General features: G+C 29.0%; 11 protein-coding genes and 1 other annotated feature. Of the genes, 8 read left to right on the forward strand and 3 right to left on the reverse strand.

Annotated features, from left to right (window positions below; genetic code table 11):
• Positions 1 to 120: 120 nt before the first annotated feature.
• Complete coding sequence (locus B2P65_RS02310) at positions 121 to 1,689, reverse strand: DEAD/DEAH box helicase (protein ID WP_035133090.1); 1,569 nt, start codon at positions 1,687 to 1,689, stop codon at positions 121 to 123.
• 248 nt (positions 1,690 to 1,937) lie between these two features.
• Between B2P65_RS02310 and B2P65_RS02315 the strand changes: the two genes are divergently transcribed.
• Genes B2P65_RS02315 through B2P65_RS02325 form a run of 3 tightly spaced genes read left to right on the forward strand, consistent with a single transcriptional unit; the run spans position 1,938 to position 5,315 of the window.
• Complete coding sequence (locus tag B2P65_RS02315; RefSeq protein ID WP_346848570.1) at positions 1,938 to 3,185, forward strand: pitrilysin family protein; 1,248 nt, start codon at positions 1,938 to 1,940, stop codon at positions 3,183 to 3,185.
• A 37-nt stretch (positions 3,186 to 3,222) separates the two neighbouring features.
• The gene (recX, locus tag B2P65_RS02320; protein ID WP_346879525.1) at positions 3,223 to 4,086 is read left to right on the forward strand and encodes a recombination regulator RecX; all 864 of its coding nucleotides are present in this window, start codon (positions 3,223 to 3,225) and stop codon (positions 4,084 to 4,086) included.
• A 41-nt stretch (positions 4,087 to 4,127) separates the two neighbouring features.
• Positions 4,128 to 5,315 (forward strand): transglutaminase-like domain-containing protein, encoded by a 1,188-nt coding sequence (locus B2P65_RS02325; protein WP_346848572.1) that lies wholly within the window; start codon positions 4,128 to 4,130, stop codon positions 5,313 to 5,315.
• Between the two features lie 115 nt (positions 5,316 to 5,430).
• On the opposite strand, the gene B2P65_RS02330 is transcribed toward B2P65_RS02325, so the two are convergent.
• Positions 5,431 to 5,790, reverse strand: a complete 360-nt coding sequence (locus B2P65_RS02330) for a tetratricopeptide repeat protein (protein WP_035133086.1) — start codon at positions 5,788 to 5,790, stop codon at positions 5,431 to 5,433.
• Positions 5,791 to 5,954: 164 nt separating this feature from the next.
• Positions 5,955 to 6,172, forward strand: a binding site (T-box leader).
• Positions 6,173 to 6,371: 199 nt separating this feature from the next.
• Here B2P65_RS02330 and B2P65_RS02335 point away from each other — a divergent pair.
• The 3 genes from B2P65_RS02335 (at position 6,372) to B2P65_RS02345 (ending at position 11,499) form a co-directional block, all read left to right on the forward strand.
• On the forward strand, positions 6,372 to 9,014 hold the full coding sequence (locus tag B2P65_RS02335; RefSeq protein ID WP_346879526.1) for a valine--tRNA ligase: 2,643 nt from the start codon (positions 6,372 to 6,374) through the stop codon (positions 9,012 to 9,014).
• Positions 9,015 to 9,222: 208 nt separating this feature from the next.
• Positions 9,223 to 10,527, forward strand: a complete 1,305-nt coding sequence (locus B2P65_RS02340) for a folylpolyglutamate synthase/dihydrofolate synthase family protein (RefSeq protein ID WP_346848574.1) — start codon at positions 9,223 to 9,225, stop codon at positions 10,525 to 10,527.
• Positions 10,528 to 10,614: 87 nt separating this feature from the next.
• The gene (locus B2P65_RS02345; protein ID WP_346848575.1) at positions 10,615 to 11,499 is read left to right on the forward strand and encodes a YncE family protein; all 885 of its coding nucleotides are present in this window, start codon (positions 10,615 to 10,617) and stop codon (positions 11,497 to 11,499) included.
• Between the two features lie 49 nt (positions 11,500 to 11,548).
• On the opposite strand, the gene B2P65_RS02350 is transcribed toward B2P65_RS02345, so the two are convergent.
• Complete coding sequence (locus B2P65_RS02350; protein ID WP_035133078.1) at positions 11,549 to 12,073, reverse strand: DUF4364 family protein; 525 nt, start codon at positions 12,071 to 12,073, stop codon at positions 11,549 to 11,551.
• 164 nt (positions 12,074 to 12,237) lie between these two features.
• Between B2P65_RS02350 and pdaB the strand changes: the two genes are divergently transcribed.
• The gene (gene pdaB, locus B2P65_RS02355; RefSeq protein ID WP_346848576.1) at positions 12,238 to 13,002 is read left to right on the forward strand and encodes a polysaccharide deacetylase family sporulation protein PdaB; all 765 of its coding nucleotides are present in this window, start codon (positions 12,238 to 12,240) and stop codon (positions 13,000 to 13,002) included.
• Positions 13,003 to 13,225: 223 nt separating this feature from the next.
• Positions 13,226 to 13,960 (forward strand): single-stranded DNA-binding protein, encoded by a 735-nt coding sequence (locus B2P65_RS02360; RefSeq protein WP_150846033.1) that lies wholly within the window; start codon positions 13,226 to 13,228, stop codon positions 13,958 to 13,960.
• Positions 13,961 to 13,971: the final 11 nt, after the last annotated feature.

Below are 13,971 nucleotides of genomic sequence, written 5' to 3' on the forward strand. Positions count from 1 at the left end.
AAAATATTATTTACTATATTTTAACATTATATTTTCTATAGATATACAAGATTTGGCAAAAAAATAAAAAATGCAGTATTATGTAAAATACCGCATTTTGGCTATATATTAGATGTAAATCTATTTTCTTTTATTAGATATTTCAATGTTTACTTTTCTTTTACCAAACATTTTTCCTTTAGAATTCTCTAATATTATATTTACAAGATTGCTAGGTACATCAACAAAGGAGAACTTATCAAGGATATCAATTCTTCCAATTTCTTTACCTTTAACACCGGCAGTGTTATCTAAAAATTCAATAACATCTTTAGCTCTGGCCTTGTCGAGCTTACCTATAGATAAGAATAATCTTGTTGTATCATCTACATCTACAGACTCTTCAGCATAGTTACAATTTAATTCTTTATCAAACATTAGTTTTAGTAAAGAAGCAGTAACATCTTCAGCACCATACTCATTTATTAGCTCTTTAGCCATAGGTAAGAATGTATTGTATGAGTCTTCTTGTAATACATTCCCAATGTTTTCTATTAAACTTCCAGATTTAGCAGAGAATATATCAGCTAAAGTAGGAATGTCTTTTTTTACTATTTTACTTTTAGTATGATTTTCTATTTGTCTTATAAAAGAAACTTCTTTTCTTGAAGCAAAGCTATAAGCAATACCTTCTTTATTAGCTCTTCCAGTTCTTCCTATTCTATGCACATAAGATTCTATATCTTGTGGCAAGTCATAGTTAATAACATGAGTAACATCTTCAACATCAATTCCACGAGCTGCAACATCAGTAGCTACAAGAAAATGTAGTTGTCCGCTCTTGAATTTAGCTAATGTGTTCATTCTTTGGCTTTGTTTCATATCTCCGTGCATACCTTCAACACTATAGCCTTTACCATGTAAAGCATCAACTAATTCATCTACACCTTTTTTAGTTTTACAGAACATTATTGTTGTAGTTGGATTATCTACGTCTAAAATTCTACAAAGTGAATCAAATTTATTAGATGAGTTAACTAAAAAGTATGATTGTTGTATTTTGGATACAGTCATGGATTTTTTAGCTATTACAATATGTTGAGCATCAGGTTTCATGTAATTTTTAGATAGGTTTTTTATTGGTCTTGGCATTGTAGCAGAGAATAAAAGCGTTTGTCTTTCCTCATTTAAGTTAGATAGGATACTTTCAATATCCTCAATAAATCCCATGTTTAACATTTCGTCAGCTTCGTCTAAAACTAAGAATTTAACATTTTGAAGTTTTAATGTTCTTCTATTAATGTGATCTAATATTCTTCCAGGAGTTCCAACTACAATATCTACTCCTCTTTTTAGAGCAGCAAGTTGTCTGTCAAAGGATTGACCACCATAGATTGGTAGGATTTTATACTTTTCATACTTACACAATTTCAAAAGTTCTTCGCTAACCTGAATAGCTAATTCTCTTGTTGGAGCTAATATTAAGGTTTGGATAGCTCCACCCTTAGGACCCATGTTGCTAAGAATAGGTGCTCCGAAGGCAAGGGTTTTACCAGTTCCTGTTTGCGCTTGACCTATTATATCGTAACCTTGTAAACTTACAGGAATGCTTTTCTCTTGTATATCACTAGGATTTTCAAAGTTTAAGTCATTTATAGACTTTAATATGGAATCCTTAAGTCCAAGTTCTTCAAATTTAGTTTTTATCATTCATATTCCTCTTCTCTTTTTTCTTTAAATACATCTAATAGTAACACAGTAAATCTATAATAGCAATTGTAAACTGAAATTTTATCTCTAAGTATTTATCCCTAAGTATAATGAAATAAATAAAAATTATGCAGGTGGAAATATAAAACTCTATTACATTTATAGAAAATCATATATTATATTATGTGTAGATATAATTAGAATTATAGGTATAATTATATATAGATATTTTAAATTAAGGAGAATATATGAAAAAATTTTTATTTGATACAATGGAAACATATTTGGAAAATGGACTTAGGTTAATAACTATAAAAAAAGAAACCCAAATAGCTTCTTTAAATATCGGAGTTATGGTTGGAGCTGTTTGTGAAGAAAATCAAGAACGTGGTATATCTCATTTTATAGAGCATATGCTTTTTAAGGGAACTGTAAATAGAGATAATGAAAAATTAAATAGTGATTTAGAAAATTTAGGTGGAGAGTATAATGCTTATACAGATTATATGTCCACTGTTTTTAATACTACTACTTTAAACGAAGAATTAGATGTAAGTTTAGAATTGATTAGTGACTTACTTCAACATCCTACTTTTTTAGAGGAACACATTGAGAAGGAAAGAGGAGTAATATTAGCAGAATTAAGAAGTGGTAAGGATGATGTAGAAGATTTATCTTTTCAAAAAATAAATGATATGGCATTTACTCATAGTCCATTAAAAGTTGATGTAATAGGAAAAGAAGAGATTGTAAAGTCAATTAGTAGAGAAGATTTGATAAGATATTATAATAATCACTATGTTTCTAATAATACAGTGATAACAGTGGTATCATCTTATGAACATGAATATGTAATAGAGTTAGTTAAAAAATATTTTAGTCAGTGGAAAAGAAAAAAAGTAAGTAAGCCTATTTTAAATTTTGAAAAAAATAAAGACAAAATTAAGATTACGCATAGAGATAATATGGAGCAGAGTACAATAATATATTTATATACATTTAATGATCTAACTAAGAAGGAAGAGTTAGCTTTAAGAATATTAAATCACAAGTTTGGAGAGAGTTCTAATTCTATATTATTTAGAGAACTTAGAGAAGATAGGGGACTTGCTTATGATATTTATACAAGTCTTGACTTAACAAACAACTTGAAAACTTTATATATCTATGCAGCAGTAGCACCAGAGGATGTTGATGCAACTATAGAAACCATAAATAATTGTATAGAAAAAATTAAAGAGGAAATAATTGTATTTGATGGTAATACTATAAATTTAATGAAAAAGGTGTTTAAGACTGCTATAGCTTCTACTTTAGAGGATTCAACAGATTTAGGAAATTATGTAGTACATCAGGCTATGGAAGAGGATAATTTATATCAATTTAATGAAGATATGGAGAATTTGAATTATATAGTAGCTCAAGATTTATATGAAGTAGCTAAGAAGGTACTAAATAAGCCTACAATTCATGTGCTTCTATGTGATAGGGAGTAAGGTATAAAATTTCTATAGATGATGGGAAGGAAGAACAGTGAGTAAAATAATTACTAAGATTGAAGCCCAAAAGAAAAAGGATAACAGAGTAAATATATTTATAAATGGTGAATTTGCCTTTGGATGTAGCAGTGAGTTAGTATATTATCATAATTTATCTAAGGGAAAAGAAATTAATATTGAAGACCTAAAGAAAGTTATAGTTGAAGATAATTTTCTTACAGCAAAGACAAAGGCTTTAAAGTATATTGAGAGAGCTCTAAAGAGTGAGTTTCAAGTGAGAGAATTTCTACAAAGGAAAGAATATGAAGATAGTGTCATAGACAGAGTTTTAGAATTTCTAAAGGCATATAAATTTATTGATGACGAATATTATGCAAAAGCTTATGTAACACAAAATATTAGAATAGAAGGCAAAGGAAACATTAGATATAAACTTATAAAAAAGGGTATATCTGAGGAAATGATAAATAACATACTAAATGAAATTTCTTCTAAGGATGAAGAAACAGTGGCTTTAAAGCTAGCAGAAAAAAAACTTAAAGTGCTATGTAAAAATGAAGGCAATATAGTAAAAATAAAAAGTAAACTTAATACTTTTTTAATATCTAAGGGATATAATTTTGATACTATTAAATCAGTAGTAAATAAATTAGAAATCAAGGAAAAAGAAAATATAGAGGTCTTTAGGTCAGATGGTTATAATCAGGTTAAGGAAAATCAATGGGATGAACTTCTCAGTATTGCAGAGAAAAGATATGAACGCCTTAGCAAGTCAGAAGAGGATGCAATTAAAATAAAGAAAAAATTACAGGATTTCCTTTTAAGAAAGGGTTATAATTACAGCGATATCAAAACTGTATTAAACAAGATTATTAAAGGTGAAGATCCCTATTATTAAATCTAGAAGAAAATCTAACAGGAGAGAAAAGGAGGGATAGAATGGAATTTTTAGAGGAGTATAATATAAATATTGTTTCATTAGTATTGGTTATAGCATTTGTATATCCTGTAATAATGGGCATTGTATTTAAATTGAAAAGTAAAAGCATGGTGGTTACAATTAAGGGTGTATTAACTTCTATGGCAATGGTTTGTTCAATAATACTAACTACTGTGGTGGTAAAAAATGTGTTTGCATTAGATAAGTATGGATTAGTTGAATATATATCCTCAAAGATTTCTCCATCCTTTGCTTATCTTATTACTAAATCTAAGCTATTTAATGGGATTATACTATTGTTTACATTCTTAATTATTTATCAGATATTTAAAGCCCTTATAGAATTTATTAGCAGGACTACTTTATATCCAGCTTCAGATGCCATTGATACCAGTATTAGAAATACAGGCAGAGGTACTAGAGCTTTATTAGGAGGAATGTTTCAAATTCCTAAGGCTATATGTTATATGATAATATTATCAGCACTACTTAGCTATGCATCAATTTTTTTAAATAATCCAAAGCTAGATAATAAATTAAATTCATCTACCATATATAGTTATATTAATAAAAAGATTATAGAGCCGGTTACTGATTCTGAGATAGCTAAAAGTTTCCCCAATATATTAGAGAATTCATTTAAAGTAGTAGATGAGAAAAATAATATAGTAGATGATGTAAATGGATATCTTCAAGGGGTAGTTTTTTATAATGGAGTAACATTAGATGAGGGAATAAGATCTAATGAGATCATAGATAATACTGCGTTAAGTATAACTAGTAAGTATGATAACGATTATGATAAAGCAAGATCTTTATATGAATGGATAGGGAATGCTATAATTTATGATGATGATAAGGCTACAGAAGTTATGAATAATCCCATACCTACAGAGATTAATTCTGGAGCCATAAATACTTTTAATACAGGAAAAGGTGTTTGCTTTGACTATGCATGTTTATATGTTGCAATGTGTAAAGCAAATGATATACCAGTAAGACTAATTGTAGGAGAAGGTTATAATGGAATGTCTTGGGTTAGTCACTCATGGAATGAAGTGTATATAAAGGAAATGGATAAATGGGTAAATGTGGATTCAACTTTTTATAATGCAGGGAATTATTTTGATAATGATACCTTTAATTCAGAGCATAGAAATAGAAAAATCGCAGGAGAATGGAAGTAAAAATTTAATTAAAACTTAAGTTTTAATTAGTCTTTTATATTAGATTTATATAACTTTTATATTATAAAGTTTGTATTATGAAATTAAAATAATAGTTAAATATAAAAAAACAAGCTTATATGCTTGTTTTTTTATATTTAGAAAGTATGAAACTTATGGCCTTTTCACATTCAGTATCCGTATTATCTATGGACCATGCAGTATTAAAATAATTTAGGGCCTTTTTATTTTCATCCATCATTACATGACAATAAGCAAGGTTGAAATAATATTTACTTTCTTTTCGTAGATTCAAAGCTCTATGAATAAGAGGTATTGCAGCCTTATAGTTTTTTAGTTTAATAAAACATACAGCAGAATTATAAAATGAAGGTGCTTCATATTCCTTTAACTCTGCAGATTTTTTATACATATCAATAGCATTTTTATAGTCCTTAAGTTTATATAAATCATTACCTTGTGCAAAATAATTCAAGGAAAAGACCTCCTAATTAGTACTTTATCTTAATATTTTCCATTTTGTTCTAAAATATACTATAACATTTATAAATTTATGTAAATTATATTTTGAAATTTGTATTGACAAAAGAGTTGTATTGTATATAATATTATAAAAGAGAAATATATATAATACATAATAAATTGACTGTGATGAAGAGGAGTAAGAATATGAAATATTAAGAGAGGAAAATCCATGGGCTGAAAGGTTTTCTATAGGAAGTATTTTGAAGGTAGCTTCGGAGTTGCTTTAGCGAAATTAAGTAGCTAGAGACGGTGGTTCCTCATCGTTAAAATTAAGAGAGTCTTAAAAGTAATTTTGAGAAATAAAGGTGGTAACGCGCGCTGTCGTCCTTTGGGGTGATAGCGCTTTTTTTTATTAATTTTATACTAATCTATTAAATTACCCTAGTATTAAGTATATTAATAAATGTAATGCTAATTTCTGTGTAATAGTTTAGTTAAGGTTTTGTACATTATAGCTACTAAGAACTGTAATTGTTAGAACAAGTAATCAAAAGTAAAAAATAAAAACATATAGAAGGGCAGGTAATAACAATGGATGAAAATAACAATATAGCAAAGAATTATGATCCTAAAGAGTTTGAAGAAAGACTATATAAGTGGTGGGAAGAAAGTGGATTTTTTACTCCACAAGTAGATAAAAATAAAAAGCCATATACAGTAATAATGCCACCACCGAATATCACAGGACAACTGCACCTTGGTCATGCTTTAGATAACACTCTTCAAGATATACTTATAAGAACTAAGAGAATGCAAGGGTATAGCACATTATGGCTTCCGGGAGAAGACCATGCAAGTATAGCTACTGAAGTAAGAGTTGAAAAAGCTTTACTTGCAAAAGGAATTAAAAAGAAGGAAATTGGTAGAGAGGCATTTTTAGAAAAGGTTTGGGAATGGACAGAGGAATATAGAGATAGAATTAAAACTCAACTTAAAAAAATGGGTTGTTCTGCTGATTTTACAAGAGAAGCTTTTACTATGGATGAAAATTTAAGTAAGGCTGTTAGAGAAGTTTTTGTTAAATTATACAAAGATGGTCTTATATATCAAGGAAATAGAATTACAAACTGGTGTCCTAAATGTATGACTGCTATCTCAGATGCGGAGATTGAATATGAAGAGCAAGGAGGACATTTCTGGCACATAAATTACCCTGTAATAGGTATTGATGAAGTAGTTGAAATTGCTACAACAAGGCCAGAAACTTTACTTGGAGATACTGCAGTAGCAGTTAATCCTAAGGATGAAAGATATGCTCACCTAGTTGGTAAGAAACTTAGGTTACCATTAGTGAATAGAGAAATTCAAGTTGTTGCCGATGACTATGTAGATATGGAATTTGGAACAGGTTGTGTTAAGATAACTCCAGCTCATGACCCTAATGATTATCAAGTAGGTAAGAGGCATAACTTAGATGAAGTTGTAGTTTTGGAGGAAAATGGAACTATATCTGAAGGTTATGGAAAGTATTCAGGACTTGAGAGATATGAAGCTCGAAAGCTTATTATAAAAGATTTGGAAGAACACGGATATTTAGTTAAGATTAAAGAGCATAGTCACAATGTAGGAACTCATGATAGATGTGGATGTACTATTGAGCCAATGCTTTCTAAGCAATGGTATGTAAAAATGGATACTCTTGCAGCACCAGCAATTAAGGCCGTAAAAGAAAAAGATATAAAATTCATTCCAGAAAGATTTGAAAAAATCTACTATAACTGGATGGAAAATATTCAAGATTGGTGTATTTCAAGACAATTATGGTGGGGACATAGAATTCCAGTTTGGTACTGTAAAGATTGTGGAGAGATAATAGTTGATACAGAAGCTCCAACTCATTGCAGTAAGTGTAGATCTACAAATCTAGAGCAAGATAAAGACGTTTTAGATACTTGGTTTAGTTCAGCCCTATGGCCATTCTCAACATTAGGTTGGCCTGGTGATACAGAGGATTTAAAATATTTTTATCCAACAAGTACATTGGTTACTGGTGGAGATATTATATTCTTCTGGGTTGCAAGAATGATATTCTCAGGTTTGTACAACATGGATGAAGTACCATTTAAAACAGTATTTTTCCATGGTATGGTTAGAGATGATCAAGGCAGAAAGATGTCTAAGTCTTTAGATAACGGTGTTGATCCACTAGAAGTTATAGAAAATTATGGAGCAGATGCTCTAAGATTTTCCCTTGTTACTGGTAATGCTCCAGGAAGTGATATAAGATTCTATGAATCAAGAGTTGAGGCAGCAAGAAACTTTGCTAATAAGATTTGGAATGCATCAAGATTTGTTATGATGTACAATGATGAAGTTCTTATAGAGAAATATAAAGATTGTAAAAACTATTCTGTAGCCGACAGATGGATATTATCAAGACTTAACAATATAGTTAAAGAAGTTACAGAGAATATAGAAAAATATGAAATCGGTATTGCACTTCAGAAGGTTCATGACTTTATGTGGACTGAATTCTGTGATTGGTATATAGAAATTGCTAAACCATCTCTATATAGTGATAATGAAGAAGTTAAAGGAATAGCTTTAAATGTTCTTAATAAAGTTTTAGTTTCAGGATTAAAATTACTTCATCCAGTAATGCCATATATCACAGAAGAGATTTATACTCACTTAACTAAAGAAAGTGAATCTATTACAATTGCTAAATGGCCAGAGTTTGAAGCTGATTTAGAAGATTTCAAAGCAGAAGAATATATGAATTATATTATAGATGCCATAAGAAATACAAGAAATGCAAGAACAGAAATGAATGTACCACCTTCAAGAAAGGCTAAAACATATATATATGCAACTGAAGCAGCAGAAGCTTTTAAAGAAGGAAAAGTTTACTTTGAAAAATTAGCATCTGCTAGTGAAGTTATAATCTTAAACGCTAAAGAAGAAGCACCAGAAAATATAGTATCTGTAGTTTCAAAGGGCGCAGAGATTTACATGCCACTTTTAGAGTTAGTAGATGTAGAGAAAGAACTTGAAAGATTAAACAAAGAAAAAGCTAAATTACAAGGAGAAATTGAAAGAGTAGAGAAAAAACTTGCTAATGAAAGATTTGTTTCTAAAGCTCCAGCTGAGGTTGTTGAAGAGGAAAAAACTAAGGGTGAAAAGTACAGAGAAATGTATAATTCCGTATTAGAGAGTATAGAAAAGTTACAATAAAAAACATTTAAGAATGTTTATATAAAAATAAATTTTAATATTAATAAATAGAAGGATATCTAAAAGTGTATAGACTATATATTTTATTTATAGTCTTATACTTTTCAGATATCCTTTTTAATATTGATAATTACTAGTGTGATATAGTTGAGTATGGATATGTAATGAGGTAAAATAGGTTATGAAATTAGAATTCAGGAGGGGTATTATGAATTATACTGAAGCTATTAACTATATAAAGGATACTGCTAAGTTTGGAAGTAAACTAGGCTTGGAAAGAACAGAAAAGATACTAGAACTCCTTGGAGATCCACATAAGAAGATTAAAGCTATTCATGTGGCAGGAACTAATGGTAAAGGTTCAACCACAGCTATGATTACAAAGATATTAATACATAGTGGGTACAAAGTAGGATGCTATATATCTCCTTATATTGAAGAGTTTGAAGAGCGTATTCAGATAAATAATAAGAATATTCCCAAGGAAGATTTAGCTAGGATAGTTACAGAAGTTTCAATGGCCGTTAAAGAAGTAACTACTTTAGGTTATGGTAACCCTACTGAGTTTGAGATAATAACTTGTGCAGGATTTTTATATTTTCATAAAATGAAGGCTGATTTTGTTGTTGTAGAGGTAGGACTTGGAGGAAGACTAGACTCTACTAATGTTATAGAACCAATTTTATCTATAGTTGGATCTGTAAGCTATGATCATATGAATATTTTAGGAAATACCTTAGAGGAAATTGCTTATGAAAAGGGTGGAATTATTAAAAATAATACTCCAGTAGTTTTATATCCACAGGAAGATAAAGTCACTAAAGTCATAGAGAACATTTGTAAAGAAAAAAATTCACCACTTATAAAAGTGAAAAGAGAAAATGCATCTTTAGTTAAAGTAGGAGAGTATAAGGGAAATACAGTGGTTCAAAATTTAAACATTATAACAGAAAGAGACAGTTATAATGTTAAATTATCTCTTTTAGGAACTTATCAGGTTCAAAATTGTAATGTTGTTATAAATGTTTGTGAAGCTTTAATAGATCTTGGAGTTAATATTACAAAGGAAAGTATAACAAATGGTTTATCTCAAGTTAAATGGCCAGGTAGATTAGAAATTATGAGAATAAATCCTTTAGTGGTAATTGATGGTGCTCATAATATTGATGGTATAAGGAAGTTAACTGAAAGTATAGATATTTATTTTAAGTATAGAAAACTAGTGTTAATAATAGGAATTTTAGCAGATAAGCAAGTAGATGAAATGATAAGTATAATATGTCCTAAAGCAGAAAAAATTATAGCTGTAACTCCTCATAGTGAGAGAGCTGAGCTATGTGAAGATTTAAAGGAGAAGATTAATATTTGCAATAAAGAGTGTGAAGCTATTATGGATTATGAAGAAGCATACGTTAAAGCACTTTCCTATTGTGATGAGGATACTTTACTAGTCATATCTGGTTCTCTTTATATGGTGGGAGATATGAGGAAGATAATAAGAAATCATAATTAATTTTAAATATAATATATTTATGGTGTAACAAATTTTTCGTAGCATAATGGAAGGTTCCTTCATAGTATAATGTGAGGAGGGATTCCAATGAGGTACTTATATATTTGTAATACAACTCAAGATAGCATTAACAAAATTGGTATAGAGAAGTTTGCATTAGAAGATGTTATAAAGTTAGAAGGAGTTAATGAAAATAAAGTAGGTCCTCATGGATTATGTATACAAGGGGATCAATTATTCACTTCAAATTGTTACGATGGTTCAGTGTCTATAGTTAATTTGAAGGATTTAAAATCCTATAGCTATTATTTAGGAAGAAACTGTAGAGATATTTGTGCCTTGGGAAATCATTTATATATTATTTGCGGAGACTCAAATAATGTTGTAACTTTTGATTTGAATAAAAAAGAAATAATAGAGATTATTCCTTGTGGAGACTCTCCACATAGTATTGACTGTTGTAATCACAGCAATGAAATAGTTGTAGCCAATAATGGTGACGATACAATTACAGTATTTGATTCGTTATATGGTAGTGACATTAAAAACATAAAGGTAGGGCAAGCACCAACAAAAGCGTTATTTACTTTAAATGGGGATTATATTCTTGTTTGTGAAAGTAGTGCAGGTAGTTTGGATAAGGGGTGTGTAAGTGTTATATCAAGCAGAAATCATAAAGTAATACATAGATTATCAGTGGGAAATTGTCCTTTTGATATGTATTGCGATGAAAAGTATTGCTATGTATCTAACTATGGTGATGGAACTATATCCATTATTGATATTGTAAATTTTATAAATGTAAAGAGTATAAGAATTGGTGGTATGCCTAGAGGAATAATTTGCGATGAAAGGTATATTTACGTAGGAGATAGCTACAATGATTTGATAATGAGGATTAATAAAAATGATAATCATGAAAAATTAATCATCCCATTAAAGGGCCAGCCTACAGGGATGATTATAGATTAAAATATTTATGAAAATACTAAGGGTAGATTTATAATGAGCTTAATAAAAATTACTCAGTTAAAACTTTAATAATCTTAGTGTATAAGTCAGAGGGGTTAGCTTTCCATTTGGAACATAACTCTCTGGCTTGTTTATTTGATGCCACTGTTACCTTAATTTCCATGAGAGGGATATTATTTTCAGAAGCACCTAGGCTAACTACATAACTATTGGAATTTTCAATGGTGTAATCAGCTGAAATTGTAGCCTCTTTTTTTATTAGATTCATTTTCCCATCTATATAAGAATTTAATTTACTTAAACTATCCTTAGATAATCTATTTTTAAATAAAGATAGGACTTCTTTACCTTTACTTGATATTACTAATCTATCTTTATCTTTATAATTAATTTTATTTATTAGTTGAGACGAGATTAAATCATCTATATATTCTTGCAGTGTAAAATAATTTATAAAATTATTTTCAAGGACAATTTCTGTAAGTTGTATGTTTGATATAGGTAAATCAACTTTATCTATTATATGCAACAGTAGAAGCTTGTTTTCTGCTAAGTTCAAAGAATTATCAAACATAAAGTAACCTCCTTTAAACCATGTACTTTTATACATATTTATTATATTAAATTATAACACATATTTATTAAATATGAATTAAGTTTACATGATATAGTATAGCATATAATAACTGATTATGAATATAATTTTATAGAAAGTATGTTTATAAGTAAAGGAGGAATATGGATAGATCTAATAGAATTAAGATAAAAATAACAACTTATTTAGCATTGTTAATATTAATAGTGTGTATAAGTATTATGGGACGTGTATTTTATAAGGAGACCTTTATTCCAACAGATAGAAAGGTACCTATTTATTCAGTAGACACAAAAGAAAAGAAAATGGCTATAACCTTTGATGTTAATTGGGGTGATGATAAAACTAATGAAATTCTAGATGTTCTCGATAAATATAATGTAAAGGCCACATTTTATATTATCGGATTATGGTGTGATGATTATCCAGACAAAGTAATAGAAATTTCAAAGAGAGGACATGAAATAGGAAATCATTCTAATAAACATCCTGATTATACCAATCTGACAAAGGAGAGTATAATTAAGGATTTAGAAATAGCTAATGCTAAAATATTAAATTTGACTGGAGAAATGCCTAAAACGTTTAGATTTCCATCAGGCTCATATAATGATGATTCAGTAGAAGCTATACAAAGTACAGGGTTAAAGGCAATACAGTGGGATGTTGATAGTGTTGACTGGAAGGCTAATGGAGCAGATATAGAATATGAAAGAATAGTATCAAAGGCAAGGGAAGGCTCTATACTACTATTTCATAATGATGGAAAGTACACCACAGAAAATTTGCCGAAAATAATTGAAAAATACCAAGCTATGGGTTATGAATTTATTACAGTGTCTAACTTAATATATAGTGATAATTATTATCTAGATCATTCAGGGAAACAAATACTAAATGAAAACTGACAAAATTATTGCATATTTTAATTATAAGACTAAAAAATGTGAATTTTTGAAAATTAAATGTTGTAAAATTTAGACAATTATTCTATAATTAATTCACGGGGGTAATGTAAATAGAACTATAAGAAAAATATTTGATTTTTACTATAAATAGTTATATTTTTATTTTTTATGAATATAAATTATAGTAAATTTTACTAAAAAACCAAGGGAAAGAGGGGTTACCATGGATAATAATATTTTTAATAACAAAATTTACTTAGAGGGAAAAGTTATCTCAGATTTAGAGTTTAGCCACGAAATGTATGGAGAGGGATTTTACAATTTTGAATTTGAGGTTTCAAGACTTAGTGATACTTCTGACATATTAGTAATTACAGTATCAGAAAGATTAATTGCAGGAATTGATGTAAGTATTGGAAGTGAGCTTGTAATAGATGGACAGCTTAGATCCTATAACAAGTTTGTAGATGGTGCCAATAGACTTATATTAACTGTATTTGCAAGAGATATTCGCCAACTTGAGGAAAGAGGAAAAAATCCAAATCAAATTTTCTTAGATGGATATATTTGCAAGGCACCCGTTTACAGAACAACACCATTTGGCAGAGAAATAGCAGATATGTTATTAGCTGTTAATAGATTGTACAATAAATCAGATTACATTCCTACTATCGCTTGGGGAAGGAACTCTAGATTTTGTAAGAGTTTAGAAGTAGGGGATAACATTAGAATTTGGGGAAGATTACAAAGTAGGGAATATCAAAAGAAAGTTTCAGATACAGAAGTAGTTAAAAAAATTGCCTATGAAGTTTCAATCTCTAAAATGGAAAGAGTTACTGACGAAAATAGAGATAATGTAACTATTATAGGAAAAGTGGACAATGATCCATCTACAGATGAGAGTAACAATATACAAGAAACAAATTTAAATGATAATGAAGAGAAAGAAGTTATTTAATGAGATAAATC

The organism is Clostridium sp. UBA3061 (genome assembly GCF_002367465.1).
GTDB classification, from domain to species: domain Bacteria; phylum Bacillota; class Clostridia; order Clostridiales; family Clostridiaceae; genus Clostridium_J; species Clostridium_J sulfidigenes.

Excerpts from the sequence above, each read along its gene's own strand:
- B2P65_RS02340 (WP_346848574.1), top strand. The coding sequence starts at position 9,223 with ATGAATTATACTGAAGCTATTAACTATATAAAGGATACTGCTAAGTTT.
- B2P65_RS02310 (WP_035133090.1), bottom strand. The coding sequence starts at position 1,689 with ATGATAAAAACTAAATTTGAAGAACTTGGACTTAAGGATTCCATATTA.
- B2P65_RS02335 (WP_346879526.1), top strand. The coding sequence starts at position 6,372 with ATGGATGAAAATAACAATATAGCAAAGAATTATGATCCTAAAGAGTTT.
- B2P65_RS02315 (WP_346848570.1), top strand. The coding sequence starts at position 1,938 with ATGAAAAAATTTTTATTTGATACAATGGAAACATATTTGGAAAATGGA.
- B2P65_RS02360 (WP_150846033.1), top strand. The coding sequence starts at position 13,226 with ATGGATAATAATATTTTTAATAACAAAATTTACTTAGAGGGAAAAGTT.
- B2P65_RS02325 (WP_346848572.1), top strand. The coding sequence starts at position 4,128 with ATGGAATTTTTAGAGGAGTATAATATAAATATTGTTTCATTAGTATTG.
- B2P65_RS02345 (WP_346848575.1), top strand. The coding sequence starts at position 10,615 with ATGAGGTACTTATATATTTGTAATACAACTCAAGATAGCATTAACAAA.
- pdaB (WP_346848576.1), top strand. The coding sequence starts at position 12,238 with ATGGATAGATCTAATAGAATTAAGATAAAAATAACAACTTATTTAGCA.
- B2P65_RS02350 (WP_035133078.1), bottom strand. The coding sequence starts at position 12,073 with ATGTTTGATAATTCTTTGAACTTAGCAGAAAACAAGCTTCTACTGTTG.